The sequence below is a fragment of the Mycobacterium sp. 3519A genome (genome assembly GCF_900240945.1).
Lineage (GTDB): Bacteria > Actinomycetota > Actinomycetes > Mycobacteriales > Mycobacteriaceae > Mycobacterium.
This window is the reverse complement of record NZ_OESG01000014.1, coordinates 579,083-603,953: the sequence shown is the minus strand read 5'-3', so window position 1 is coordinate 603,953 and position 24,871 is coordinate 579,083. Positions and strand designations below refer to the sequence as shown.

Annotated in this window: 21 protein-coding genes; 12 read left to right on the top strand and 9 right to left on the bottom strand. The window is 68.2% G+C overall.

Annotation, left to right across the window (positions count from 1 at the left end; all coding sequences use genetic code 11):
• The first annotated feature begins 12 nt into the window (after positions 1-12).
• Complete coding sequence (locus C1A30_RS23990; RefSeq protein WP_101950848.1) at positions 13-1,245, top strand: MFS transporter; 1,233 nt, start codon at positions 13-15, stop codon at positions 1,243-1,245.
• A gap of 144 nt (positions 1,246-1,389) precedes the next feature.
• Positions 1,390-2,382, top strand: a complete 993-nt coding sequence (locus C1A30_RS23985) for a L,D-transpeptidase family protein (protein WP_101950847.1) — start codon at positions 1,390-1,392, stop codon at positions 2,380-2,382.
• Positions 2,383-2,430: 48 nt separating this feature from the next.
• Here C1A30_RS23985 and C1A30_RS23980 read toward each other — a convergent pair whose 3' ends face one another.
• Positions 2,431-4,413 carry a M13 family metallopeptidase gene (locus C1A30_RS23980; protein WP_101952843.1) on the bottom strand — a complete coding sequence of 661 codons (1,983 nt, stop codon included), beginning with the start codon at positions 4,411-4,413 and terminating at the stop codon, positions 2,431-2,433.
• 146 nt (positions 4,414-4,559) lie between these two features.
• Here C1A30_RS23980 and C1A30_RS35665 point away from each other — a divergent pair, with 146 nt between their 5' ends.
• Genes C1A30_RS35665 through C1A30_RS23965 form a run of 3 tightly spaced genes read left to right on the top strand, consistent with a single transcriptional unit; the run spans position 4,560 to position 7,612 of the window.
• A complete protein-coding gene (locus tag C1A30_RS35665) occupies positions 4,560-6,317 on the top strand; it encodes a PE family protein (RefSeq protein WP_235010172.1) in 1,758 nt (585 codons plus the stop codon).
• A gap of 36 nt (positions 6,318-6,353) precedes the next feature.
• Positions 6,354-6,926, top strand: a complete 573-nt coding sequence (locus C1A30_RS23970; RefSeq protein WP_101950845.1) for a hypothetical protein — start codon at positions 6,354-6,356, stop codon at positions 6,924-6,926.
• Positions 6,923-7,612 (top strand): hypothetical protein, encoded by a 690-nt coding sequence (locus tag C1A30_RS23965; RefSeq protein WP_101950844.1) that lies wholly within the window; start codon positions 6,923-6,925, stop codon positions 7,610-7,612. Before C1A30_RS23970 ends, C1A30_RS23965 begins: the two co-directional genes overlap by 4 nt.
• Here the strand turns inward: C1A30_RS23965 and C1A30_RS23960 are convergent.
• From C1A30_RS23960 to C1A30_RS23950, 3 genes are read right to left on the bottom strand one after another with little or no spacing between them, the layout of a single operon-like run.
• Complete coding sequence (locus C1A30_RS23960) at positions 7,609-8,016, bottom strand: CoA-binding protein (RefSeq protein ID WP_101950843.1); 408 nt, start codon at positions 8,014-8,016, stop codon at positions 7,609-7,611. The genes C1A30_RS23965 and C1A30_RS23960 overlap by 4 nt on opposite strands.
• A 2-nt stretch (positions 8,017-8,018) precedes the next feature.
• Positions 8,019-8,540 carry a transcriptional regulator gene (locus C1A30_RS23955; protein WP_101950842.1) on the bottom strand — a complete coding sequence of 174 codons (522 nt, stop codon included), beginning with the start codon at positions 8,538-8,540 and terminating at the stop codon, positions 8,019-8,021.
• The gene (locus C1A30_RS23950; protein WP_101950841.1) at positions 8,537-11,452 is read right to left on the bottom strand and encodes an MMPL family transporter; all 2,916 of its coding nucleotides are present in this window, start codon (positions 11,450-11,452) and stop codon (positions 8,537-8,539) included. The genes C1A30_RS23955 and C1A30_RS23950 overlap by 4 nt, the downstream gene beginning before the upstream one ends.
• Positions 11,453-11,767: 315 nt before the next feature.
• Between C1A30_RS23950 and C1A30_RS23945 the strand changes: the two genes are divergently transcribed.
• From C1A30_RS23945 to C1A30_RS23930, 4 genes are all read left to right on the top strand, one after another.
• Positions 11,768-12,301: a hemophore gene (locus C1A30_RS23945; protein ID WP_101950840.1), complete on the top strand. Its 534-nt coding sequence runs from the start codon at positions 11,768-11,770 to the stop codon at positions 12,299-12,301.
• 161 nt (positions 12,302-12,462) lie between these two features.
• On the top strand, positions 12,463-12,846 hold the full coding sequence (locus C1A30_RS23940) for a heme-binding protein (RefSeq protein ID WP_101950839.1): 384 nt from the start codon (positions 12,463-12,465) through the stop codon (positions 12,844-12,846).
• A gap of 56 nt (positions 12,847-12,902) precedes the next feature.
• Positions 12,903-13,571 carry a response regulator transcription factor gene (locus C1A30_RS23935; RefSeq protein WP_200828526.1) on the top strand — a complete coding sequence of 223 codons (669 nt, stop codon included), beginning with the start codon at positions 12,903-12,905 and terminating at the stop codon, positions 13,569-13,571.
• 26 nt (positions 13,572-13,597) lie between these two features.
• Positions 13,598-14,935: a HAMP domain-containing sensor histidine kinase gene (locus tag C1A30_RS23930; protein ID WP_101950837.1), complete on the top strand. Its 1,338-nt coding sequence runs from the start codon at positions 13,598-13,600 to the stop codon at positions 14,933-14,935.
• Here the strand turns inward: C1A30_RS23930 and C1A30_RS23925 are convergent.
• Positions 14,932-15,303: a DUF3054 domain-containing protein gene (locus C1A30_RS23925; protein ID WP_101950836.1), complete on the bottom strand. Its 372-nt coding sequence runs from the start codon at positions 15,301-15,303 to the stop codon at positions 14,932-14,934. The genes C1A30_RS23930 and C1A30_RS23925 overlap by 4 nt on opposite strands.
• Positions 15,304-15,312: 9 nt before the next feature.
• Positions 15,313-16,434, bottom strand: coding sequence for a YbhN family protein (locus C1A30_RS23920; protein ID WP_101950835.1), 1,122 nt, complete (start codon positions 16,432-16,434; stop codon positions 15,313-15,315).
• A 110-nt stretch (positions 16,435-16,544) separates the two neighbouring features.
• Here C1A30_RS23920 and C1A30_RS23915 point away from each other — a divergent pair, with 110 nt between their 5' ends.
• On the top strand, positions 16,545-17,702 hold the full coding sequence (locus C1A30_RS23915) for an AI-2E family transporter (protein WP_101950834.1): 1,158 nt from the start codon (positions 16,545-16,547) through the stop codon (positions 17,700-17,702).
• On the opposite strand, the gene C1A30_RS23910 is transcribed toward C1A30_RS23915, so the two are convergent.
• The 3 genes from C1A30_RS23910 to trmB form a co-directional block, all read right to left on the bottom strand.
• The gene (locus C1A30_RS23910; protein ID WP_101950833.1) at positions 17,699-20,638 is read right to left on the bottom strand and encodes an MMPL family transporter; all 2,940 of its coding nucleotides are present in this window, start codon (positions 20,636-20,638) and stop codon (positions 17,699-17,701) included. The two genes, C1A30_RS23915 and C1A30_RS23910, sit on opposite strands and share 4 nt — an antisense overlap.
• Positions 20,639-20,683: 45 nt before the next feature.
• Complete coding sequence (locus C1A30_RS23905; RefSeq protein WP_235010361.1) at positions 20,684-21,319, bottom strand: NYN domain-containing protein; 636 nt, start codon at positions 21,317-21,319, stop codon at positions 20,684-20,686.
• 62 nt (positions 21,320-21,381) lie between these two features.
• Positions 21,382-22,242 (bottom strand): tRNA (guanosine(46)-N7)-methyltransferase TrmB, encoded by an 861-nt coding sequence (trmB, locus tag C1A30_RS23900; RefSeq protein WP_101950831.1) that lies wholly within the window; start codon positions 22,240-22,242, stop codon positions 21,382-21,384.
• 149 nt (positions 22,243-22,391) lie between these two features.
• Here trmB and C1A30_RS23895 point away from each other — a divergent pair, with 149 nt between their 5' ends.
• The gene (locus C1A30_RS23895; protein WP_235010359.1) at positions 22,392-23,339 is read left to right on the top strand and encodes a hypothetical protein; all 948 of its coding nucleotides are present in this window, start codon (positions 22,392-22,394) and stop codon (positions 23,337-23,339) included.
• Positions 23,332-24,771 carry a hypothetical protein gene (locus C1A30_RS23890; protein WP_101950829.1) on the top strand — a complete coding sequence of 480 codons (1,440 nt, stop codon included), beginning with the start codon at positions 23,332-23,334 and terminating at the stop codon, positions 24,769-24,771. The genes C1A30_RS23895 and C1A30_RS23890 overlap by 8 nt, the downstream gene beginning before the upstream one ends.
• Positions 24,772-24,871: the final 100 nt, after the last annotated feature.

The window sequence follows — 24,871 nt, the reverse complement described above, 5'->3', positions numbered from 1 at the left end:
AGTGCTCGCGCCATGACCGTCCATACCCGCACATCCGACACTCACACGTGGACGCCGCGCGTCACCGTGCAACTCGGCGTGCTGGCCGCCGCGGCGTTCGTGTACGTGACGGCCGAGATGGTTCCGGTCGGCGCGCTGCCCGCCATCGCGACCGACCTGCGGGTCAGCGAGGCGCTGGTGGGCACGCTGCTCGCCAGCTATGCACTGGTCGCCGCGCTGACCACCGTTCCGCTCGTGCGGCTCACCGCGCACTGGCCGCGACGCACCACGCTGCTGCTGACGTTGCTGTGTTTGACTGCGTCGCAACTGATTTCAGCGTTAGCGCCCAACTTCGCAACATTGGCGGCCGGCCGGGTTCTGTGCGCCGTGACCCACGGACTGATGTGGTCGGTGATCGCGCCCATCGGCGCCCGGTTGGTCCCTGCCAGCCACGCGGGGCGTGCCACCACCGCGGTCTACGCCGGCACCGGCGTGGCGCTTGTGGTCGGCAATCCATTGACCGCGGCGATGAGCGCACTGTGGGGGTGGCGGGTGGCCGTCGTCGTGGTGACGGTGGCCGCCGCGGCCGTCACCGTCGCGGCATGGGTCGCGCTTCCCGCGATGGCGGTGCCCCGCGACGGCGCATCGACCGCCGGGAAAGCGCGCCACCACCGCAACAGCCGTCTGGTCACGTTGACCGTGCTGACCCTGATGGGCGTGACCGCGCACTTCATCTCCTACACGTTCATCGTCGTGATCATCCGCGACGTCGTCGGCGTCCGCGGCGCCAACCTCGCCTGGCTGCTCGCCGCGTTCGGCGTCGCAGGCCTGGCCGCGATGGCGGCGATGGCCCGCCCGCTGGACCGGTGGCCGCACGCCTCGGTGGTCGCGTGCCTGGCGGTGCTGGCCTCGGCGTTCGTGGTGCTGACGTCGTTGGCGTTCGACCGCTCGACCGGGTTGGTGGCGCTGCTCGTCGGCGGGTCGGCGATCGTGGCGTGGGGTGCGGCGTCCACCGCGCTGCCGCCGATGCTGCAGGCGGCCGCGATGCGCACCGCACCGGACGACCCCGACGGCGCGTCGGGCCTGTACGTCGCGGGTTTCCAGGTCGGCATCATGGCCGGTTCGCTGTCGGGTGGGCTGCTCTACGAGCACGCCGGGTTGGCGCCGATGATCGGGGTGTCGACCGTACTGGTGGTGGTCGCGTTGACCGGTGTCACCGCCACCCGCGCCCTGTTCGACGTCCCTCAGGCAATCAGCAGGAAGTAACATTCGCCACCCCGCGGCGATGGACTATGCAGGTCAGCGGCGTGGGCTGGGCGTTCGCACAGATGCGGCCAGCATTCTCGCGGCGGCAGCCGGTGTTTTCGTTGTGCGAGACTGGACGAAGTTTTTTGTGACTGGAGGTGACGTATGGGTACGCGGATCAGGGGGAGACTGGTCACCGCTCTGATGGCGGCTGGCCTTGTCGGTGGACTGGCGTTGGGCAGCCCGTCGGCGCTGGCCGACCCGGAGGTTCCGCCGCCACCGGCACCGATCGATCCGGCCGCAGCCCCAGCGCCGCCGCCGGATCCGTTCGCTCCCGCCGATCCCGCCCTGCCCCCGCCTGCGCCGTTCAATCCGTTCCCGGCGCAGCCGATGGCGATTCCCGAGGGCACGCCGGCCGGTCAAAACCCGACGCCGTACGTCGGCGACCCGGTGTTCGCGGCGCCGACGTTCAACCCGACGAACGGGTCCAAGGTCGGCGCCGCTAAACCGATCTACATCAACTTCGCCCGCCCGATCGCCGACCGGGCGATGGCGGAGCAGGCGATCCACATCTCGTCGGTCCCGCCGGTGCCCGGCCGCTTCTACTGGACCAGCGACACCCAGGTCCGCTGGCGGCCGCAGGACTTCTGGCCTGCAGGCACCGTCGTCAACATCGACGCCAGCGGCACCAAGTCGAGTTTCACCGTTCCTGAGCAATTGGTAGCGACCATCGATGACGCGACGCACCAGATGACCGTTGTGCGCAACGGAAAGGTGGAGAAGACGATCCCGGTGTCGATGGGTATGGCGGCCGGCGGCCACACGACCCCCAACGGCACGTATTACGTGCTCGAGAAGTTCCCGACCATTGTCATGGACTCCTCGACATACGGCGTTCCCGTCAACTCCCCCAACGGCTACAAGCTGAATGTGCAACTCGCCGTCCGGATCGACAACAGCGGGAACTTCGTGCACAGCGCGCCGTGGTCGGTCAGCGATCAAGGTAAACGCAACGTGAGCCACGGCTGCATCAACATCAGCCCTGAGAACGCGAAGTGGTTCTACGACAACTTCGGCAGTGGCGATCCGATCGTGATCAAGAACTCGAAGGGTTTGTACAACCAGCCCGACGGCGCGTCGGACTGGCAGATGTTCTAGAGAAACTGAAACGAAAAAACCCCCGACACGGCGTCGGGGTTTTTTCGTTTAGTTCCAGATTCGCACGCGCCGCTGCGGTTCGAGGTACAACGCGTCGGACTCGCTGACGTCGAACGCGTCGTAGAACGCGTCCATGTTGCGAATCACGCCGTTGCAGCGGAACTCCGGCGGTGAGTGCGGATCGATCGCGAGCCGTCGGATCGCCTCGGCGTCACGGGATTTGGTGCGCCACACCTGCGCCCAGCCGAAGAACACCCGCTGTTCGCCGGTCAAGCCGTCGATCACCGGCGCCTCCTTGCCCTTGAGCGAGAGCCGGTAGGCCAGCAGCGCGATCGAAAGGCCGCCGAGGTCGCCGATGTTCTCGCCGACGGTGAATGCGCCATTGACATGTCGGTCGTGGTGTGCGCTCAATTGGCGGGGTGTGTACTCCTCGTACTGCTCGATCAGAGCCTTTGTCCGAGCGCCGAATTCGGTTCGGTCGGCGTCGGTCCACCAGTCGACGAGATTGCCGTCGCCGTCGTACTTGGCGCCCTGATCGTCGAACCCGTGCCCGATCTCATGCCCGATCACCGCGCCGATGCCGCCGTAGTTGGCGGCGTCGTCGGCGTCGGCGTCGAAGAACGGCGGTTGCAGAATCGCTGCGGGGAAGACGATTTCATTCATCCCCGGGTTGTAGTAGGCGTTGACGGTCTGCGGCGTCATGAACCACTCGTCGCGGTCGACCGGTCCGCCGAGTTTCGCGAGTTCGCGGTCCGATTCGATCTCGTGTCCGCGGCGGTAGTTGCCGTAGAGGTCGTCGCGTTCGATGACGAGCTTCGAATAGTCCCGCCACTTGGCCGGATAGCCGATCTTCGGGGTGAACTTGTCGAGCTTGGCCAGCGCCTTCTCGCGGGTTTCCGGCGTCATCCACTCGAGTTCGTTGATGCTGACGCGGTAGGCCTCGCGCAGGTTGGCCACCAGTTCGTCCATGCGCGCCTTGGCTTCCGGCGGGAAATGCCGCTCGACATAGAGCTTGCCGACGGCGTCGCCCATCAGACCTTCGACCACCGACACCGCGCGCTTCCACCGGTCGCGGATCTGCTCGGTGCCGCTCAGCAGTCGGCCGTAGAACTCGAAGTCCTGCGCCACCAGGTCGTCGGTCAGCACCGATGCGCGCGCCCGGATCAGCCGCCAGCGGGCCCAGCTCTTCCAGTCCTCGAAGTCCTCAGCCGACCACGACTCGGAGAAGGCAGTCAGGTAATCCGGTTGACGCACAACGACTTCCGCGACCTGATCCAGGGTGGCACCCATCGCGGTGATCCAGCCCGCCCAGTCGAATCCCGGTGCTTCGGCGGGCAGATCGGCGAAGGTCCGCAGGTTGTAGGTGAGGTCGGCGTCGCGGCGCTTCACGACGTCCCAGTGCGCGGCCGCCAACTTGGTCTCCAGTGCGACGATGCGGGCGGCCGTCTCGGTGTGGTCGCCGCCGTAGACGAGCGCGAACATCGCGGCGATGTGCTTCGGGTACGCGGCGAGGATCTCGGCGTGCTGCTCCTCGCGGTAATACGACTCGTCGGGCAGGCCCAAGCCGGACTGGCTGAGGTGCACCAGATAGCGGGTCGAGTTCTTGGAGTCGGTGTCGACGTACACGCCGGTGCCGCCGCCGACGCCGCTGCGCTGCAGCGCGCCGATGACCGCCGCCAACGCATCCGGGGTCTGCGCGGCGTCGATCGCGGCCAGTTCGTCGAGCAGCGGTTGCACACCGCGCTCCGCCACCGTCTCCTCGTCCATGAAGCTGGCGTACAGATCGCCGATGCGCTGTTCGTCGGTGCCTTTCGCGGCGCCCGACGCCGCCGCCTCGGTGATGAGGTCGCGGACCTGTTCCTCGGCGCGGTCGTACAGCGACCGGAACGCGCCGTCGGTCGCGCGGTCGGCCGGGATGGCGTATTCGGCCAACCAGCGGCCGTTGACATGGCCGAACAGGTCATCTTGGGGGCGGGCATTGGAGTCGACGTGGCTCAGGTCGATTCCCGAGCGAATGGCTTCAACCGTCACCCCACCAGACTGCCAGAGCCGATACGGTCCGACGAATAGTTCCACAATCAACGACATCAGCCGCCCGGTCGCTGTACTTTGTCTGAGCGAACATGCCCGGTCACGCCTCGGGGCGCCGGTTCGCCTGCGCTAGGGAGGTTCGCACCATGGTCATGCGCCCGTACGTCACCGCGGGACTCGTTATCGCCGGCGCCGGTGTGCTGCTGGCCAACCCGCCGACGCCCGCGACGCCGACGACCGTCGAGCGTGTGGTGAATCCCCTTGTCGCACAGGACAAGACGATGCCAGCTAGCACCCCTGCGTCGAGTGTCCCCGCCGCGTTGGCCGGTGCCCTCGACGGGCCGACCGCGATCCCCTGGCTGCGCGACGTCCTGACCGGGCCCGGCTCCGACGGCTCGTCACCGGCGATCGCGGCGTCCACCACCCTTCGCAAACTCGGCGAGACGAACTCCGGCCGCGCCCGGCCGGTGGTGCTGGCGCGATCGGCGGCGCTGATCGGCGGTGGCGGCGCAGCCCCGAAGGCGGCCGCACAACCTGGCAGCTACCCGAACCTGTTCGGCGCGCTGATCGGCGACCGCTGCGGATTGGTGTGCAACGGCGCCGACGGCGGGGCGGGGGAAGACGGCCAAGCGGGTGGCCTGCTGTTCGGCCGCGGCGGCCGCGGCGGTGACGGCGTGGCAGGGGTCAACGGCGGGGCTGGTGGCAAGGGCGGCGCGGGCGGACTCATCGGCAACGGCGGGGCTGGCGGTGCCGGCCTCGCCGCGGACCTCAACGGCGGTGTGGCCGGAAACGGCGGCAACGGTGGTGCCGCGGGCTGGATCGGCAACGGCGGCGCAGGCGGCGCCGGGGGCAAGGGCGCGACGGGCGCCGACGGCGTCAACCCGGGTCTCGCACCGCCTGTCGCCCCGGCGGCCAACGGCGGGAACGGCGCCAACTCGGTGGTGACAACCGGCGACGCCACCGGAGGCCCCGGCCAACCGGGGCACGACGGAACCGCCGCCGGACAAGCGGGCGGCAATGGCGGTGATGGTGGCGCGGGCGTAATCAATTTTGGCGGCGTCGGCGTCGGCAACGGCACTGGCGGCGCTGGTGGGGATGGCGGCGCCGGTGGACCGGGCGCGCCCGGCGGCAACGGTGGGAACGGTGGCGAGGGCGACGTGGACCTGGGCGCCTCGGTGGGCGGTGACGGAGGGCGCGGCGGTGACGGCGGTGCGGGCGCGCGCGGTGGCGACGGCGGCGACGGCGGCCGCGTCCTCATTGACCAACCCTCCTCTACCTCCTCCGCCACCCCGGGGACAGGTGGCGCCGGAGGAACCGGCGGCACAGGCGCCGCGGGAGGCAACGGGGGCACCGGCGGCCAGATTTCAAGTGTGGCGTCGGACCTCGCGGCGGCCGGCACCGGCGGCGCCGGTGGCACGGGAGGCACTGGCGCCGTTGGCGGGACCGGCGGAAGCGGCGGGACCGGCGGCGCGGGCGGCCGCGGCGGTGTCCTGCTGGGCAGCGGCGGTAAGGGCGGCGCCGGCGGACAGGGCGGCGCTGGCGGCACCGGCGCCACCGGCGGCACGGGTGGTCAAGGTGGAGTCGGTGGAGTCGGAAGCAGTTCGACGAACGTCGGGGGCACCGGTGGGGTCGGCGGTGACGGCGGCGCAGGTGGCACCGGCGGCACCGGCGGAACGGGAGGCACTCCAGGTACCGGCGGCGGCCACGGATTGATCGGTAGCACCGGTGGTTCAGGTAGCGGCGGCGCGGGCGGTATCGGCGGTGCGGGCGGCACCGGAGGCACGCACGGCACCGGAGGAGCAGGTGGTGACGGCTTCGACGGCCCGGGCAAAGCCGGCGCCGACGGCAACGACGGTTCGAAGGGCGCAACAGGCGCTACCGGCGCCGCGGGCAACCCGGGGTAACCGGTCGCCAAAGTCACGACCGGTACCCTCACGCGCATGCCCGACGACGACAATCGCGTCTTCACCGGTTTCGGTATCGCGTCGGCGGCGTTGGGTGCCGTCGCGGTCGCAGCCGTCGTCCTCGTCGGCCTGATCTGGACGCAGCATCGCGGCGACGTCGACGAACTGCGCTACCGGGCGCGCATCATGCAGGCCGCCGCGGACTGGACCAGCGTGCTGATCAACATGAACAAGGACAGCGTCGACGCCGATCTGAACAAACTGCACGAGGGCACCGTCGGTCAGCTCAACGCCGACTTCGACGCCACCGTGCAGCCGTACCGCGCGCTGGTGACCAAACTGCAAGCCAAGACGACGGGCCAGGTGGACTCGGTGGCCGTGGAATCCATCCATCACGCGCCGCCGGGGCCGAACGGCGCACCGCCGCCGCAACAGCAGCCCGAACTGATGGACGCCGCGTCCCGCACCGACACGGTGATGGTGGTGGCGACGTCGGTCAGCCAGAACGCAGGCACCGACAAGCCGCAGACCGTGCGCTGGAATCTGCGGCTCGACGTCTCCGACGTCGACGGCAAGCTGCTCATCTCGCGGCTGGAGCCGATCCGATGAGAAACCTCTGGCGCGTACTGGCTTTCGACATCCTGGCCCCGCTCGCCGCGATCGTCGCACTGATCTTCATCGGCATCGCGCTGGCCTGGCCGGTGTGGTGGGTGTCGGTCTGCTCGGTGTTGTGCCTGCTCATCGTCGAGGGCGTTGTCGTGAACATCGTTCTGGCGCGCCGTGATTCGGTCACCGTCGGCACCGACGACGACGGACCGGGGCTGCGGTTGGCGGTCGTCGCCGTTGCGACCGCTGCGCTGGCGGCCGCCGTCGTGATCGGCTACCTGCGGTGGACGGTGTCCGACCGCACGCTGGCCAACGACACCGAAGAGGTGGTCGGCATTGCCAGCAGCGTGGCGGAGGCGTCCGCGACGTTCACACCGCAGGACCCCACCGGGTCGATCGACCGGGCCGTGGCAAAGATGGCACCGAAGAGTGCCGAGGCGTTCAAGAACGAATTCGCCAAAGTCGCACAGGATTTGACGAGTAAGAGCATCTCCGCACAAGCCAGCACCGTGTCGGCGGGCGTCGAGGCGATCGGACCTGACGCGGCGAGCGTCGCGGTGATCATGCGCGCAACGCAGAGCTCACCGGGTAAGCCGAACGACACCGCGGTGCTTGCGCTTCGCGTGCAGTTGTCGAAGACCGACGGGCACTGGCTGGTCGACGACGTGAGCCCGATCCACTCGCGCTAGCGAAGCCACCTGGCGTAGTCGACCTTCAGGCAGCGGTCCATCACCACCTGCAGGCCCGCCGCCTCGCCGTCGCGGGCCACCTGCTCGTGCCACAAACCCTGTTGCAACCACAGGGTTTTCGCGCCGACCGCGATGGTTTCCTGCAGCACCGACGGCAGGAATTCGTGGCGGCGGAACACGTCGACCAGATCCGGTACGACGGGCAGGTCGGCGAGCGACGGATACACAGGAGTGCCGGCCACTTCGCTGATCGTCGGATTCACCAGATACAGCTCGTAGTCGCTGGCCGACTTCAGGTAGCTCCACACCTCGTGGCTGGGCCGTAGCGGGTTGTCCGAGACGCCGACGATCGCGACCGTTCTTGTGTCGCGGAGGATCTGCCCGATGTTCGGCGTGCGTGTCATGCCTAGTGGCGTTGGTCGCGCATCTTGGCGAACCGGTCGGACAGTCGGCGCATCCGGATCATCAGCGACGCGGGTGGACACGTCGCGCCGTCGATGTATGCCGCGAAGTCCTTGCTGGGCACGCCGATACGCGATGCGAACTCGTCCTGGCCGAGGCCCGACCGTTCCAGCAGGCTCCGGATGTGCCGACTCACTTCGGCGCGCTCGTTGGCCTCGAGGTGCTCGCGGGTGCGGGTCAACACCTCGGCGAGCGCCTTGGAAACGCCGTACGGCCGCGCGGTTTCCAGCACCTCTTCGACCTGGCGTGCGGTCCTGCCGTAGGGATCGCGTTTGATCGCGACCACGATCCGCTGCCAGACCGTCAGGTCGTCTGTTTCCAGTGCCGCCCGGATCGCAGATGTCGGCCAGAACTCGACCGGTCGATCGTCGGGCGGTGGCCTGCGTCCGTTCGTCGGCGCCGCGGCTCGCTTCGGTGCGGCGACCGCGTCGCGGCGCGCATCCCGAGTCTCCGGTGCCAACGTCACCTCGCCTCCTCAAGCATCGCCACTGCCACCGATAGGCAGCGCTCCCTGACCTTGGCCCAATCGGCCTCCGCCTCAGGGCCCGACATTCTGGCGTCGTGCTCATCCGACGGTTGTGGATCGGCCAGGCGGCGTACCAACTGGGTGGCGACCCATTGTTTACGTGAGCGGTCCCCACAGTAGTACCGATCCATTGATGCCAGCACCACTGCAGCAGTGTGAGTTTCCATGGAGTCCACCAATTCGGCAAACTCAGCGAAATCCCTGGTGGTGTTCCGGCACATCAGCAGGTAGCTCTTCAGCCGCAGCGTCTCCGCGCCGGTCGGCACCTGGAGTCGATCGCCGGTGGGCAGTTGCACATTGGTGGTCTCCACCGGGCTGCGGCGCTCCACCGGGGTCTGGTCGAAGTCGGCTTCGGTCTCCAGCGCGTCCAGTGCCACCGAGAGCCTGCCGCGCCAGATGGTCACCGGATGCACTCCCGGCAGGCCCACCGGTCCGGTGTTGCCGTTCTTCACGCCGTTGCGGTGCGAGCGGCCGTTGGCGTGCCCGTTGACCACCGCGGCCATCGGTTGGGTCGCGGGAGCAACGCCGAGTGCCAGCGGATCGGCGACCGTAATCGTATCGGGGGCAAGGCTTTTCAGCTTCGCCGCCGACTTGACCACCATGCGTAGGTCGGAGCCGGTCGGGCCAAGCGACGAGATGTCGTCGGGGATGATGACCAGGTCGGGCAGGTCGACCTTCGGTATCGGTTTCTCGAAGTCCACCGACGGCAGCACGCGCGCCAGCCAGCGCGGTAGCCACCAGTTCCATTCGTCGAACATCGCCATCAGCGCGGGCACCAGCACCAACCGCACGACGGTCGCGTCGACGGCGATGGCGACCGCGCAGGCGACACCCAACTGGGCCACCAGCGGCATGCCCGCGAACGCGAACCCGATGAACACAGCGATCATGATCAGCGCGGCGCTGGTGATGGTGCGGGCGCTGGTGCTGACACCCCAGGCGACGGCGTCGCGGGTGTTCTTGGTCTGCAGGAACCGCTCGCGGATGCGGGTCAGCAGGAAGATCTCGTAGTCCATCGACAAGCCGAACGTCATTGCCAGCACCAGCGGCGGGATGGTGCTGTCCAGCGACGAGATCGGTTTGAAGCCCAGGTCCTGCAGCCAGCCCCACTGGAAGACGATGACCAGGCTGCCGTAGGCCGCGGCCACCGACAGCACCGTCATCAGCACGCCCTTGAACGCCAGGAACACCGACCGGATCGAGATCAGCAGCATCACGAACGCGATCAGCGCGACGAACCCGAACACCAGTGGCTGCGTCGAGGCCACCCGGTCGTCGAAGTCCTTGATCAGCGCCGTCGGCCCGCCGACGTCGATGCGCGCCCGCGCATCGGAGACGCCCGGCGTCTTCGGCAGTTGCGCCCGCATCCAGTCGACGGTGTCGCGGGCCCCCATGTCCTCGGGGTCGACCGACAACACGGCCGACAGCAGCACCCGCCGATAGTCGTCGCCGAACACCGGCGGCGACACCGTCACCACGTTGGGGCCCTGCGCCATCTTCTGCCGCACCGCGTCGATCGCGGGCTGCTTGGCGTCGGCGGACGCCGCGTTGCCGTCGGGGAACGTCACCAGCACCCGCACCGGACCCAGCGCCCCCGGGCCCAACGCCTGTGCCGCCGCGTTGACACCGCCGCGGATCTCGTGGGTCGGGTCGAACTGGCGCTGCATGCTGTTGCCCAGCACCATCGAGAAGGCCGGCGCGGCCAGGGTCAGCAGGAACGCCGCCGCCACCAGTGCCGAGAGCCACGGCCGCCGCATCACCCAACCGGTCCACCGGCTCCAGAACCGCGACTGTGTGCTCTCCACCCGCCGCGACCAATGCAGATAGGACGACCGCTTGGCGGCCGCCCTGCCGAAGGTGGCGAGCACCGCGGGGGTCAGCGTGGTCGACGTCAGCACCGCGACCGCCACCGCGAGGATCGCGCCGGTGGCCATCGATTTCAGCACCGGGGTGTTGATCAGGTAGATGCCGGTGACCGACGCGATCACGGTGAGCCCCGACAGCAGCACCGCCAGACCGGACGTGGCCATCGCCGCGTCGGCGGCCTGTTGCGGATCACGGCCGGCGCGCAGTTCCTCGCGGAACCGCATGAGAATAAAGAGTGAATAGTCGATGGCCAGTGCGATGCCGAACATCGACACCGTCGATGTGACGAACACCGACATTGCGGTGTACATCGACAGCAGGTAGACCAGTCCCATCGTCACCACCACGGTGGTGATTCCCAACACCAGCGGCATCGCGGCGGCCGCCAGCGAGCCGAACACCGCGAGCAGAACAATCAGGACGATCGGAAGGTTCCACTGCTCGGCCTGTGCGATGTCGTGTTTGGTGGCCAGCGTCGCGGCCGCGCCGAGCGCGCCCTGCCCGATGACGTAGAGCTTGACCTTCCCGTTCTCGGTCTCGCCGGGTTGGTCGCTGTTGATGCCGACCTTCTGGCGCAGTTGTTTAGCCAGGTCGACCACGCCGGTGTTGTTGAAGTCGGGTTGCAGGGTCAGCACGTAGGGGCGGTCGGGTTGCGGCGGCGGCTGCTGGGGGTTCGGTACCACCTTGACGCTGGGCACCTCGGCGGCGATGCGTTGGAGTTGGGCCACCGCGGCGTTCATGTCGTCGAAGGAGGCATCCGCGCGCGGGGCCGCGACCAGGGCCAGCGGCGAGGCGCCCTGGTCGGGGAAGTGCTGCTCGAGTTCGCGCTGCACGTGCAGCGACTGGGAGCCCTCGACCTCGAAGCCACCGCCGGTGAGATTGCCGGACTGGTTGACGGCCAGGTAGACCGAGGGCACCAGGAGAAGCAGCCAAACAGCGAACACCGCCCAGCGATATCTGCGCAGGTTGCTGCTCAAGCGCATCATGAACTGCTGGATAGCGAACTCCCCGCTTTCTGCCCGGCGTTGCGAAGCTGAGCCTATATCAGCGTCGGGTAGGGTATCGGCCCCTGAGCAACGCCTTAAGCAGCTCTAACCCACCTCTCGTGATTGGCCCGTTAAGCGTTACGCACGCTGCGGGCTTCCTGTCCGTCGGCTGCGCGTCCATTCGCCGGATTGGCAACCGCAGCGACACCAGTGGCACTATGTGGCCGAGGACTGCGGGGTCGGGGAAGCCCAATCGTCCGATCGCATGACGTTTGCGGAAGCGTCAAAAGCGTTCGCAACCGTGAGGAGTAATCCATGATTTCGACCGCGAAAGCGTTGCGTCGCAGCCTGTATGCGGTGTTCGCTGCATCGGCGGCCGGTGGCGCGACGGTCGCGGCGCTGGCGGTTCCGTCAGCAACGGCGGCCACCGATCCCTGCGCTGCCAGTGAGCTGGCCAAGACGATCGGTTCGGTGGCGACCTCCATGGGCGCCTACCTCGACACCCACCCGCAGACCAACCAGGCGCTGACGACGATCTCGCAGCGGCAGGCCGGCCCGCAGTCGCTGGCGGCGGTCAAGGCATACTTCGACGCCAACCCGGCGGCCGCCAAGGACATGCAGCAGTTGCAGCAGCCCCTGATCAGCCTTTCCACCCGCTGCCAGTTGCCGATCAGCCTGCCCCAGCTGATGGGCCTGATGCAGGCCACCCAGCAGGGTGCGGGGTCGTTGCAGACCGCGCAGACGATGGGCGTGCCCAGCGCGGTGCTGCCCAGCACGCCGTCGCCGGCGTCGGTGGTCACCCAGGGCACCGGGCCGTTACCGGGTCCGTCGCTGGCCACCAGTCGTTAGCCACGCTGCCTTTCCGCGACGGCGGGTGAGCTGCGGTTTCGCGAGTTTCTCACGATTGGTTAACCGCAAGGCAAGAAAGTCGGCTCCCTTTCTGCTTAGCTTCTTATTGTCGGAACCGCCAATGGTTACGGCCTCTCCACTTCGTCTGAAGGAGCCTGTCCATGTTGCTCTCGGCCCGTACCGCGCGTCGTGCGGTAGCTGGCGCGGTCGGCACCGGTGCGATCGCCGGTGCGATGTTGTTTGGTGCCCTGCCCTCGGCCATGGCCGACGACCCGGCGAATAACCCGCCCAACTGCACCGCTGCCGACCTGGCAGGCGTGGCATCGGGTGTCTCGGCGGCGACGTCGGCATACCTGTTCACCCACCCCGACGTGAACTGGTTCTTCACCAGCCTCGAAGGGCTCCCCCGCGATCAGGTCCGCAGCCAGGTCACCGACTACCTGAACCAGAACCCGCAGACCAAGGCTGATCTGACCGGGATCCGGCAGCCGCTGGTCGATCTGAAGAACCGCTGCGGTACAGCCCCTGCGCCGAACATTCCGTAATTCGCGTGCGGGTTGGTGAATCACCCGCGCAGGAGAGCGCGAGCCGCACGGTGCTGATGGTCGACGACGACCCGGACGTCAGAACCTCCGTTGCCCGCGGACTGCGGCATTCGGGTTTCGACGTTCGGGTCGCGGCGACCGGTAAAGAGGCGCTGCGGCTGTTGTCCAGCGAGTCGCACGACGCGCTGGTTCTCGATGTGCAGATGCCGGAACTCGACGGCGTCGCGGTGGTGACCGCGTTGCGCGCGTTGGGTAACGACATCCCGATCTGTGTGCTCTCCGCGCGTGACACGGTCAACGACCGGATCGCCGGGCTGGAAGCCGGCGCCGACGACTACCTGACCAAGCCGTTCGACCTCGGCGAGTTGGTGGCACGGTTGCACGCGCTGCTGCGCAGGGCGACCAGTTCGGATCGCGCGTCCGACACCATGACCGTCGGACCGTTGACCATCGACACCGCGCGCCGGTTGGTGTTCGTCGGCGGCGAGCGGGTGGAACTGACCAAGCGTGAGTTCGATCTGCTGGCGGTGCTCGCCGAGAACGCCGGTGTGGTGTTGTCGCGGCAACGGCTGCTTGAACTGGTGTGGGGCTATGACTTCGACGTCGACACCAACGTGGCCGACGTGTTCATTTCGTATCTGCGGCGCAAGCTCGAACGCGACGGGCTGCCGAGGGTGATCCACACGGTTCGCGGGATCGGGTACGTGTTGCGAGACGAGCCGTAGGTGAGTCGAGCCTCAGGGAGCCGTAGGTGAGGTTGCCGCGGTCGCTGCGGTCAGCGTCGCTGCGTACCCGGGTGGCGATCGCGTCGGCTGCCGCCGCGGCGGCGGTCGTCGCGGTGTTCACCATCCTCACCTCCGTAGTCCTTGCGAACAACGATGCGCTGCAACTGGATCGGCGGCTCGACTCCATCGTCGACGCGAGTATCAATCCCACGGAGCTCAACGATCCGCGGCGCGGTGTGCTGACCACCGGGCGGTCCAAGTCGACCGGCCAGGTGATGTTCCAGCGCGGCCTGCAGCTGCCGTCGCTACCGTTGGGCACCGCGACGGTCGAAGTGAACGGCGTGGAGTACCGGGTGCGCACGGTCGCCGTCGAACAACAGGGCGGGGTGCTGGTCTCCGTCGGCATCCGCGCCGACAGTATCCTGTTGAACCGCGCCAGGATTCCGCTCTACACGGCGATCGGTGTCGGCACCGTGCTGATCGCTGCGGGGCTCGGCTGGGTGCTGGCCGGCCCGGCGATCCGGCCGTTGCGCAGACTGACCGAGCACACCAAACGGCTGCGCGAGGGCACCGAGGAGATGCCGGAGGTGCGCGGCGTCAGGGAAGCCGAGGACCTGTCCGAGGCGATGAGCGAGATGCTGTACCGGCTGGCCGCCGCCCAGCGCGCGACCACGAATTCGCTTCAGGCGGCGCAGGATTTCGCCGCCAACGCCGCACACGAACTGCGCACCCCGCTCACCGCCATGCGCGCCGACCTGGACACCCTGCGCATCCACGACCTGCCCGCCGAGGAACGAGCCGAGGTGGTGCAGGACCTGTCGCGGGCGCAGCGCCGGGTGGAGGCGATCATCACCGCGCTCGGTCAACTCGCATCTGGTCAGCTGGCGCAGGCCGAGGACCGTGAACTCATCGACGTCACCGATATGCTCGACCGCGTCGCACGCGAAAACATGCGTACCGCAACCGGAGTCGAGATCGTGATCGAAGCCGCCGACGACCTCGGCGCGATTTGGGGCTGGCCCGGCGGCTTACGGCTTGCCGTCGACAACCTGGTGCGTAACGCGGTGACGCACGGGCAGGCGACACGAATTGTGCTGGCCGCCAACCGGTATCAGAATATCCTGACCATCGTCGTCGACGACAACGGCCGTGGACTGCCCGAGGAGGAACATCAGACGGTGCTGGGCCGGTTCTCCCGCGGCAGCAACGCAGCGCCTGGCGGATCGGGCCTCGGCCTGGCGTTGGTGGCGCAGCAAGCGACGTTGCACGGCGGCAGCATCAAGCTGTCCGATGGACCGCTCGGCGGTCTTCGAGCAACGCTGACTATCTCGACTTCGCCTGAGCCACCGGTGAATTCGGATTAGCGGCGAAGCATCGCCGCGACCGCCCGCCAGCCGAGCAGCAGCACCGCCGTCACCAATGAGGCCACCACGACGAAGCTGGTCTGCACCCCCGCCGACGTCGCCTTGCGCAGCAGCATGCCCACCACGACAGTGCATATCCACACGGCGAGCCCGGTGGGGATCACGGTGTACGGCCTGCGCCATCCGCGGATCAGCAACCAGCCGACGAGAGTGCCTGCCAGGAAAGGCCATGCGGTCTGCGCGATCCCGGTGACCGTGAGCCCCTCGGCGTGGCTGCGCCTGCCGATGGTGCAGAACACGATCACGCAGAGGATGTCCGCCAGCAGCGCGGTGGTCGTTCGCTTGCCCCGACCTTCGGTGTCAATCATTGGCGGAGTTCACGTTTCGGGTTCGGGCTCGTGTCGGACCTCGGGGTCGGGGCTGAACTGCGGCGCCCGGTCGTCGTCGAGGGCGGCGTCGGGGTCGATGTCCTTCTCGGTGCGGAACATGAAGAAGAACACCACCCAGCCGATCGCGGAGATGAAGATCCAGCTGACCAACCGGTAGATGAGCATCGCGGAGATCGACGCGGCCAACGTCATACCGGACGACACCAGGCCCGGCACCAGCACCGCCTCGACGACAAGCAGGCCGCCCGGCATCAACGGGATCGACCCGACCGCGCGGGCGGCCGCGTACGCCACCGTCACACCCGCGATCGACGGGTGCCCGCCGGTGGCGTAGCACGCGGCCAGCAGGCAGCCGACGTCGGCGACCCAGTTGAACAGCGACCAGCCGAACGCCTCGCTGAGATCGCGGCGCGACAAACTCACCGATTCCAGCTGGTTCAACGTCTCGCGCCACTTGTCCAGGCCGGCGTCGGACGGCTTGCCGCGCACCGAGTTGAACCACGACAGCAGCCGCACCCCGATGCCGTCGATCAATTCCGGACGGGTCGCCACGGCCTGCGCCAGAATGATCAACGCAATGAAGCCGCCAAGCGAAAAGATGAGCGACAGGGGGTTTTTGCTGGCGCCCAGCATGAAGGCGCCGCCGAGGCCGAGCAGCGCAAGCCCGACCACCTGCAGCGCCCCCGACATCACCAGCTGCCACGATGCCACGACGGGCGACGCGCCCCAGATCCGCTGCTGGCGGTAGATGAAGGTGGCCGACAGCACCGGGCCGCCGGGCAGCGTGGTGGACAGCGCATTGCCCGCGTAGAACGCCGCCTCCGAGCGCCACTGTTTGACCCTGACGCCCGCCGACCGCAGCAGCGTGCGTTGGATCTGCGCGAAGCTGTGCATGGAGCCCATCGCCGCGACGATGGCCACCAGCACCCACCACCAGTTGGCGGAGTAGACGCTGTGCCAGGCCTTGGCCAACTGGTCCCGCACCAACGTCAACTCGACCGCCAGCACGAGCGCGGCCACGCCGAGGATCACCCAGCGGAGCCACCAGTACTTGCCCCGGGTGGGGCGCTCCTGGCTGCGCGCGTCGCTCGCCGGCGCGTCGTGGGACACGTCAATAGGGTAACGGTGCAGTTCGCGCGGATAATGTCGGTGACGCAGGCGCGCCGAGGTCGATTCGCGAGATTCCCTGTAGCGCCGGGGCCTGCCGCTACGCTACCGGCATGCCAGCGGCCCCCTCTTTCGATTCCGTCGCCGATCAGTCGGTGTCTCCGCTAGTCCGCAAAACGGCGGCGTGGGCGTGGCGACTGCTGGTGATCGGCGGCTTCGTGGTGGCCCTGCTGTGGGTGGTGAAGAAGCTCGAAATCCTCGTCGTGCCCGTCGCGCTGGCGACCCTGCTGGCCGCGCTGCTGTTGCCGGTCGTCGATTTCCTGGACCGGCGCGGCGCCCCGCGCGGCGGTGCGGTGGCTCTGGTGCTGCTCGGCGGTTTCGCCGTCGTCGGCGGAATCCTGGCGTTCGTCGTCACCCAGTTCGTCGAGGGCGCGCCTGCCCTCGTCGACCAGATGAGCACCAGCATCAAGGGGGTGGGTGACTGGCTGACCCAGGGGCCGCTGCACGTCAACCAGCAACAGATCGACAGCGCCCGCAAATCCGCGATCGAGGCGCTGCAGAACAACCAGGAGAAGCTCACCAGCGGGGCGCTGTCCACGGCCAGCACGCTGACCGAGATCGTCACCGGCGCGTTGCTGGTCCTGTTCACGCTGATCTTCGTGCTGCACGGCGGGCGCAACATCTACGGGTTCGTCACGAAACTCTTCCCCGAGGATGTGCGGGAGCGGGTGCGCGACGCCGGCCGGGCCGGCTTCCGGTCGTTGGTCGGCTATGTGCGCGCGACATTTCTGGTGGCGCTTGTCGACGCCGTCGGCATCGGCACCGGGTTGGCGATCATGGGCGTGCCGCTGGCGTTGCCGCTGGCGTCGCTGGTGTTCCTGGGCGCGTTCATCCCGCTCGTCGGTGCGGTGATCGCCGGGTTCTTCGCCGTCGTGGTCGCGCTGATCGCCAAGGGCTGGATCTACGCGCTGATCACGCTGGGGCTGATCATCGCCGTCCAACAGCTGGAAGGCCATGTGCTGCAACCCCTTGTGATGGGCCGCGCGGTCTCCATCCATCCGCTGGCCGTGGTGCTGGCGATTGCGGGCGGCGGCGTACTGGCAGGCATCGTCGGCGCGCTGCTGGCCGTGCCGACGGTGGCGTTCCTCAACAGCGCGGTGCGCGTGCTGATGGCCAGAGACCCCGCAGCCGAAGAAGCCGCGCAGGACGCCGAAAGCGCCCCGGTGGTGGCGGCCGCAGCCGACGAGTTGGACGAGCCGCCTGCCGACTAGATCCGGCCCTCGCGCCGCAGCAGGTCCTGTGCGCTGACGCCGCCGCCGCGGCGCTTACGTTCCTCGTCGGGGGTGTTCAGCTTCTCGGTGGCCGCCTCGGCGTCGGATTTGCGCGCGGTCGGGATGGCCGTCGTCGCGGGCGCATCAGCGTTCCCCAGCCGCGGCTTCTGTGTCGGAATCGCGGTGGTCGGCTCATTGCCTGGCTGCGGCCGAGGCGGACGCGGACGTGGTCCGGTAGCGCCCGTGGGCATGGCCCTGGTGGCGTCGGCCGACGGCCGCGCCGGGGGCGCCACGGGTTGACCGGCCGACGGTCCGGTGCCCCGCAATTCGCCCAGCCACGACTCGATTTCACGTTCCTCGCGCGGCGGCGGGGGCGCGGGCCGGTGACCGGTCGCGTTGTTCACGACGTTACGGACCGCGTTCCTGGCCATCGACAGTCGCGTGGTCTGGGGCTCGTCGGCCTGAACACGCCCGGTCGGGATCCGCGTGGTGCCCGCGCCGGACGGCACGTTGGCGCGCGGCGGCGCCGCGATCCGCCCCGGTCGGGGCGAACCCTCCGGATGCGTGGGGTCGTGCGGCGGCCGAGGCCGCGGCGGCACAGGTGCACCGGCGCCGACCAAGGCCTCCGGATTTTCTGAGGGTTCACGCACCGCGGGCCGCTTGCGCTCGTCAGGCAGTTCGGTCTCGCCGAGGCCGAGGCGCTCCTGAATCCGCTTCATCCAGCGCGGCGCCCACCAGCAGTCGTCGCCGAGCAACTTCATCACGGCGGGCACCAGGAACATCCGGACCACGGTGGCGTCCAGCAGCAGCGCGATCAGCAGACCGAACGCCAGGTACTTCATCATCACCAGGTCGGAGAACACGAACGCGCCTGCGACGACGGCCAATACGAGTGCGGCGCCGGTGATCAGCCGGCCGGTGGTGGCGGTGCCGATGCGGATGGCCTCGGCGGTGGACATACCGCGTTCACGGGCCTCCACCATGCGGGACACCAGAAACACTTCGTAGTCGGTGGACAGACCCCAGATCACCGCGATGATCAGACCGATCATCGGTGCCATCAACGGCTGCGGCGTGTAGTTCATCAACCCGGATCCGTGCCCGTCGACGAACATCCATGTCAGCACGCCCATCGTCGATCCGAGCGTGAGCGCGCTCATCACCGCGGCCTTGATGGGCAACACCACCGATCCGAACGCCAGGAACATCAGGATCGTGGTCGTGGTGATCAGCAGCACCACCATCAACGGCAGCTTGTCGAACAGGCTGTGGATGCTGTCCTGTTCCAGCGCGGGCGTCCCGCCGACCGACACCGTGACGCCCCGCGGAGGCGTCAGCGCCCGCAGTTCTGCGATCTTCTTGGCCGCGTCGTTGCGGTTCACCAGACCGTTCTGGATCACCCGAATCGACGGATCCTTCGACGCGCCATCGAGATACGGCCGCGCCTGCCACATCTTCGTCGGGTCGTTGTCCGGGTCGGTGAACCCGGAGATCTGCATCGCCTTGTTGCGGACCTCGGCGACCTGCTGATCGGTGATGGGTTGCCCGTTGTCGCTTTCCATCACGATCGTCAGCGGTTCGGTGCGGAAGCCGGGGAAGATCTTGTCGAACTCCTCCTGCGCGAGGCGCACGGAGTTGTCCGGCGGCAGGTATTTCTCGCTGATGCCGCCGAGAGACAGTGCGCCCAACGGAATGATCAGCGCGATCATCACGATGATGATCGGCACGGCGAACGCGGCGGGCCGCTTCATCACCCGGTTGACCAGCTTGCCCCAGAAGCCCTTCTCGACTTCTTCGCGTGTCTTGGTCTTCTGCGTCTTCTCCGACAGCCACTCCAGGTAGACCCGCATCGGCTTCCAGTTACGGAAGAACGGCACCCGCAGCAGGGTGCGCACCCCGAGGGCGTCGACGCGGGGACCGAGAATGGCGAGCGCGGCGGCCAGCACGGTGATCGACAACGTCGCCGCGAGCATGACCGAGGCGATGATCGCGTAGGTGATGGACTTCAGGAAGCCCTGCGGGAACAGCAGCAGCGGCACCGACGAGGCGACCAGGATCACCGCGGAGAACATGATGGTGCGGCCCGAGGTCATCACGGTTCGCCGGACGGCGGCCTCGGTGTCGTAGCCCTCGGCGATCTCCTCACGGAACCGGCTGACCATGAACAGGCCGTAGTCGACGGCGATGCCAAGGCCCATCAGGGTCACCACCGGTTGGGCGAAGAAGTGCACCGGCATGAACTCGGCGACCAGTCGCATGATGCCCAGCGCACCCGCGATGGTCAGGCCGCCGATGATGCCGGGCAACGCGGCCGCGACGACGCCGCCGAACACGAAGAACAGCACCACGCACACCAGCGGGATGGCGGCGACCTCGGCGCGCCTCTGGTCGTCGCCGATGGTGCCGGTCAGTTCGGCGGCCAGCGGTTGCAGGCCGGCCATCCTGAAGTCGACGCCCTCGTCCTTGACGCTGAGCAGGTCGTCCTTGACCTTCTTGTAGTTGTTCAGGATCGCGTCGTCGTTGTCGCCCTTGAGCTGGATCGACATGAACGCGTGCTGTTTGTCGGCGTCGGCCATGGTCTTGAGCACATCGGGGCTCTTGAAGTAGCCGATCGACCGCAGAATCTCGTCGGGGTGATCCTTTTCGACCTTGTCCAGGTTGTCGAGGATCTTCTTCTTGAACTCAGGGTCGTCGACGGTCTTGCCCTCGGGCGCCGTATAGATCCCGATGATGTGGCCCGACGTATCGCGTCCGTAGGCCTTGTCGGCGACCACCGACGCGTGCACGGACTGACTGCCGTCGTCGTAGAAGCCGCTCTGGGTGACGTGGCTGCCGAGGCTGATGCCGAATACGCCGCCCCCCAGGCAGAGTGCGACCATGACACCGATCACTATGTATCGGTATCGGTACACCGTTCGACCCCACCAGGCGAACACGTGAACTCCTTCTAAGTCTGTGGCTACCCGCGCATTTCCAGTTGTCTACACGCGCGAGGCCAGTAGGGAGGACAGCGGCCGGAATGGCTGCAGCCAAGCCCCCTGCTCGGGCAGCGAATCAAGGCCGATTCGCGGTAACGGCTCCCGGAAAACACCAGGTATGTCTTCCAGATCGACGAACTCCAAGGTATCCGACGCTAACGCCCAACTGGCATGTTCGCGAAATCCCAGCACCGCCACAGGCACGCCCTCGCGGGCGATTTCCTCCAGTGGCGCTTTGAACGCTTGACCATCGGCGGAAGCCACCAACACGCCGGCCAGCCCCTCGCTGCGCCGGAGTGCGATGTGGTCGAGCATGTCGCTGTCGACGTCGCTGTCTTCATCGATCTTCGGTTTTGCGAAGACCGCGAAACCCACGTTACGCAATGCCTCCACCCACGGTCGAACAACATCGGCACTACCTGGGGCGATGTTGGTGAACACCGTCGCCTCCGGCTCGAGTGTGAGGTCCGGACGGGTGGACGACAACTCGGCGGTGCGGGACAGCAGCCAACGGCCGAGGGCGTCGAATCGGGGCCGGTGTGCGGCGGTGGGTCTGCCGCCGAGGATCGAGCCGAGGCCCATGTCCAGGTTGGGCGCGTCCCAGACCAGCAGCACGCGGGCGGTCGCATCGGTCGGCATCGGCTGCGGCGGCGCCACGTCGTCTGTCTGCGGATCTACGTGCCGGATGTCTTCGGTCAGACTCATGGCTGCTTCTCCCAGAGCAGTTCGGCAACGGCACTGCCCGCATGCTGGGCCTTGCCTTCGTATTTGGTCACAGGTCGCTGTACCGAGATCGGCAGTGCCTGCTGCTCGGTGACGCGGCGGAACCGCGGTTCGGCGTCCCCCACCTGGGCGATCTGTTCGGCGTAGCCGGCGTGGTCGGTGGCGGCGTGCAGCACGCCGCCGGGCCGCAGGCGATCGGCGATCAGCGCGACCGTCGCAGGCTGCAGCAGCCTGCGTTTGTGGTGGCGCGCCTTCGGCCAGGGGTCGGGGAAGAAGACTCGGACGCCGGTCAGTGAGTCCGGTCCGAACATGTGCTCGAGCACGTCGACGCCGTCGCCGCGGATCAAGCGGATGTTGGTGACGCCCTCGCGGTCGATCGCGGACAGCAGCTGGGCCAGGCCGCGCTTGTAGACCTCGACCGCCACCACGTCGAGATGCGGTTCGGCCTTGGCCATCGCCAGTGTCGAGATGCCGGTGCCGCTGCCGATCTCCAGGACGACCGGCGCCGAGCGGCCGAACCAGGCTTCGGTGTCCAACAGCGGGGCGGGTCCGTCGGCGTCGCGCGCCTGCATGCCCATAACGGGCCACAGCCGCTCCCAGGTGGCCTGCTGGCCGCCGGACAGGGTCGACCGCCTGGCCCGGAAGCTGGTGACCCGACGATGCAAATGCGGCCCGGGGACGTCGGACCCCGGAGCCGGGCAGCCGGCGACATCGGACCCCGGAGCCGGGCAGCCGGCGACATCGGACCCCGGAGCCGGACAGCCGGCGACATCGGACCCCGGAGCCGGACAGCCGGCGACATCGGACCCGGGCGCTTGCATCCGTCCATGGTCGCTCATAACAAGCTGAGTACCCGCATCGTGGTGCAGATTGATACGCAACAGTTGCCTTCGACTGGTACTGGGGACAACCGTTCGCGACCCGGGCCCGAAGGTGCCACGATGACGGCACCACTCGGGAAGGCCGCCAGATTTTCGTCGATACGCTGCTGCGATTCGCTGAGCACCGCAACGATCCGCGGTTATCTCGTGTCATAGCACGTCTGACGGATCCGCTGCGGGTTGCTGTGCTGGGTCGCGACGGCGTCGGACGTAGCACTGCGGCGGCAGCACTGGCGGCCGCCGGCGTCGCCGTCACGGCCGATGCAACGGGTGCCGATGTGCACGTGTTGGTGATCGCGGAGACCCTCAAACCCGAGGACCGCGCCGCGTTGGCAGCCGCCGCCCGGCCGGTGGTGACGGTGCTCAACAAGGCCGACCTGACCGGCCTCGGTGACGGCGGCCCGCTGCCGCGGGCAAATCGGCGCGCCGCCGACCTGCGGGCGCAGACGGGGGTGCCGACGGTGCCGATGGTCGCACTGCTGGCCACCGCCGAACTGGACGACGAGTTGATGCGGGCATTGCACACGCTGCTCGCCGAGCCCGCGGACATGACGTCGACGGACGGGTTCGTCTCGTGTCGGCATTCGCTGACGCCCGTGCTGCGCCGACGACTGCTCGCGTCGCTGGACCGGTTCGGCATCGCCCGCGCGCTGCTCACGCTCGATGAAGGCGGCGACGTGTCAGCGGCGCTGCGGCGCGCCAGCCAGATCGACCGGGTGGTTGCACACATCCACGCCGCGGGCGCGCAGGTGCGGTATCTCCGGTTGCGGGCCGCGATCATTGAATTGCATGCTCTGGCTGTGCAATTCGGGGACGACGGGCTCAGCCGACTGCTCACCGCCGACGCGGCTGTGCTGGCCGCGATGACGGCGGCGGTCGACGTGCTGGAGGCCGCGGGAGTCGGTGTGGACCGCAGCCAGGACGCGGCGGCGCATCTGCGTCGCGCGGTGCATTGGCGGCGCTACAGCCTGGGACCGGTCAGCGCGCTGCACCGGCAATGCGGCGCCGATATCGCGCGGGGCTCACTGCGTCTGCTCGGGCAGGTCCATGTCTGATCCGGTGGCCAAGGCCGATGCCGTGGTCGCGGCCGTCAATCCGGGGCTGACGTCGCCCGGCGTGCAGACCAGGGACGTGGTGCTCGTGACGGGCCCGTGGCTGGCGGGTACCAGCAGCCTGATCGCCGCGCTGCGCGAGCGGATGCCGGAGCACACGTTCGTCGAATCAGACGAGCTGGGCCCCGCGCATGCGCCGACCGCGGTGGTGTTCGCGGTGTCAGCGATCGCCTCGTTGACCGAATCCGATTGCGCTCTACTGGATCTCGCCGCGAACTACACCGACCTGATCGTCGGTGTGGTGACCAAGATCGACGCGCACCGCAATTGGCGCGACGTGCTGGCCGCCGATCGCGCGTTGCTCGCGGCGCGTGCGCCACGCTACGAGCATGTCCGATGGGTGGGCGCGGCGGCCGCGCCGGATCTCGGCGAACCGAGGCTCGACGACCTCGTCGGCGTGCTGCGCCAGCGGCTCGGCGATCCTGACGTGCCACGGCGGAATAGGTTGCGCGCGTGGGAAGTCCGGCTCACCGCGGTGATCGACCGCTATCAGGCCGAGGCCGAGGGCGCGGACCGCCAGGCGCGAGTGACGTCGCTGCGAAAGAGCCGCGACGACATCCTGAGAGGCAGGCGCCTCTCGAAGTCCGAACACACCATCGCGCTGCGCAGCCAGATCCAGCAGGCCCGAGTGCAGCTGACCTACTTCGCGCGCAACCGCTGCACATCGGTGCGGGCCGAACTGCAGGAGGACGCCGCCGACGTCAACCGGCGAAAGCTCGGCGCCTTCGAGTCCTACGTGCACACCCGCGTCGACGAGGTGATCGATGAGGTGGACGAGGGCATCACCACACACCTCGGCGACGTCGCGACCGAACTCGGACTGTCGGCGCCCGAACCGCCCCCGCCTGCGGTCAAACCAGAGGTGACCCGCCCACCGGTGAAGTCCCGGCGGCTGGAGACGCAGCTGACGATGGTCCTGGGTGCAGGCTTCGGCTTCGGGGTCGCGCTCGCGACCACCCGCCTGTTCGCGGGGCTCGCGCCAGGGCTGACGATCGCGGGATTGGCGGCGGGCGGCCTGGTCGGATTGCTCCTGACGGTCTGGGTGGTCGGGATCCGTGGCCTGCTGCAGGACCGGGCGGTGTTGGACCGCTGGGTCACCGACGTGACCGCCGCGCTGCGCGCGACGGTCGAGGAGCGGGTGGCCACCCGGGTGCTGTCGGCGGAGACCACGCTCGCCACGGCGCTCGCGGCTCGCGACGAGATGGAGAGCACGGCCGCGGCCGACCGGATCGCCGAGATCGACGCCGAACTGCGCGAACATGCGGCGGCCACCGCCAAGGCGGCGGTGGCGCGGGACCGCAGGCTGCCGCCGCTGCGGCAGGCCCTCGATGCGGTGCGCAATGAGCTGTACGGCGCGGCGGTCCGGACGGACTAGCTACCTATATATGTAGTCAGTTGAGAACTGAATCGGTACAACGCCACGGATTGCGCATCTGAATCGTTCCTGTGAGTGATCGGACATGCTCCCAATTAAC

Coding starts and splice junctions, on each gene's coding strand:
- C1A30_RS23940 (WP_101950839.1), top strand. CDS start 12,463: ATGTTGCTCTCGGCCCGTACCGCGCGTCGTGCGGTAGCTGGCGCGGTC.
- C1A30_RS35665 (WP_235010172.1), top strand. CDS start 4,560: ATGGTCATGCGCCCGTACGTCACCGCGGGACTCGTTATCGCCGGCGCC.
- C1A30_RS23960 (WP_101950843.1), bottom strand. CDS start 8,016: ATGACACGCACGCCGAACATCGGGCAGATCCTCCGCGACACAAGAACG.
- C1A30_RS23985 (WP_101950847.1), top strand. CDS start 1,390: ATGGGTACGCGGATCAGGGGGAGACTGGTCACCGCTCTGATGGCGGCT.
- trmB (WP_101950831.1), bottom strand. CDS start 22,242: ATGAGCGACCATGGACGGATGCAAGCGCCCGGGTCCGATGTCGCCGGC.
- C1A30_RS23990 (WP_101950848.1), top strand. CDS start 13: ATGACCGTCCATACCCGCACATCCGACACTCACACGTGGACGCCGCGC.
- C1A30_RS23935 (WP_200828526.1), top strand. CDS start 12,903: ATGGTCGACGACGACCCGGACGTCAGAACCTCCGTTGCCCGCGGACTG.
- C1A30_RS23905 (WP_235010361.1), bottom strand. CDS start 21,319: ATGCCGACCGATGCGACCGCCCGCGTGCTGCTGGTCTGGGACGCGCCC.
- C1A30_RS23915 (WP_101950834.1), top strand. CDS start 16,545: ATGCCAGCGGCCCCCTCTTTCGATTCCGTCGCCGATCAGTCGGTGTCT.
- C1A30_RS23945 (WP_101950840.1), top strand. CDS start 11,768: ATGATTTCGACCGCGAAAGCGTTGCGTCGCAGCCTGTATGCGGTGTTC.
- C1A30_RS23965 (WP_101950844.1), top strand. CDS start 6,923: ATGAGAAACCTCTGGCGCGTACTGGCTTTCGACATCCTGGCCCCGCTC.
- C1A30_RS23950 (WP_101950841.1), bottom strand. CDS start 11,452: ATGATGCGCTTGAGCAGCAACCTGCGCAGATATCGCTGGGCGGTGTTC.
- C1A30_RS23890 (WP_101950829.1), top strand. CDS start 23,332: ATGTCTGATCCGGTGGCCAAGGCCGATGCCGTGGTCGCGGCCGTCAAT.
- C1A30_RS23970 (WP_101950845.1), top strand. CDS start 6,354: ATGCCCGACGACGACAATCGCGTCTTCACCGGTTTCGGTATCGCGTCG.
- C1A30_RS23925 (WP_101950836.1), bottom strand. CDS start 15,303: ATGATTGACACCGAAGGTCGGGGCAAGCGAACGACCACCGCGCTGCTG.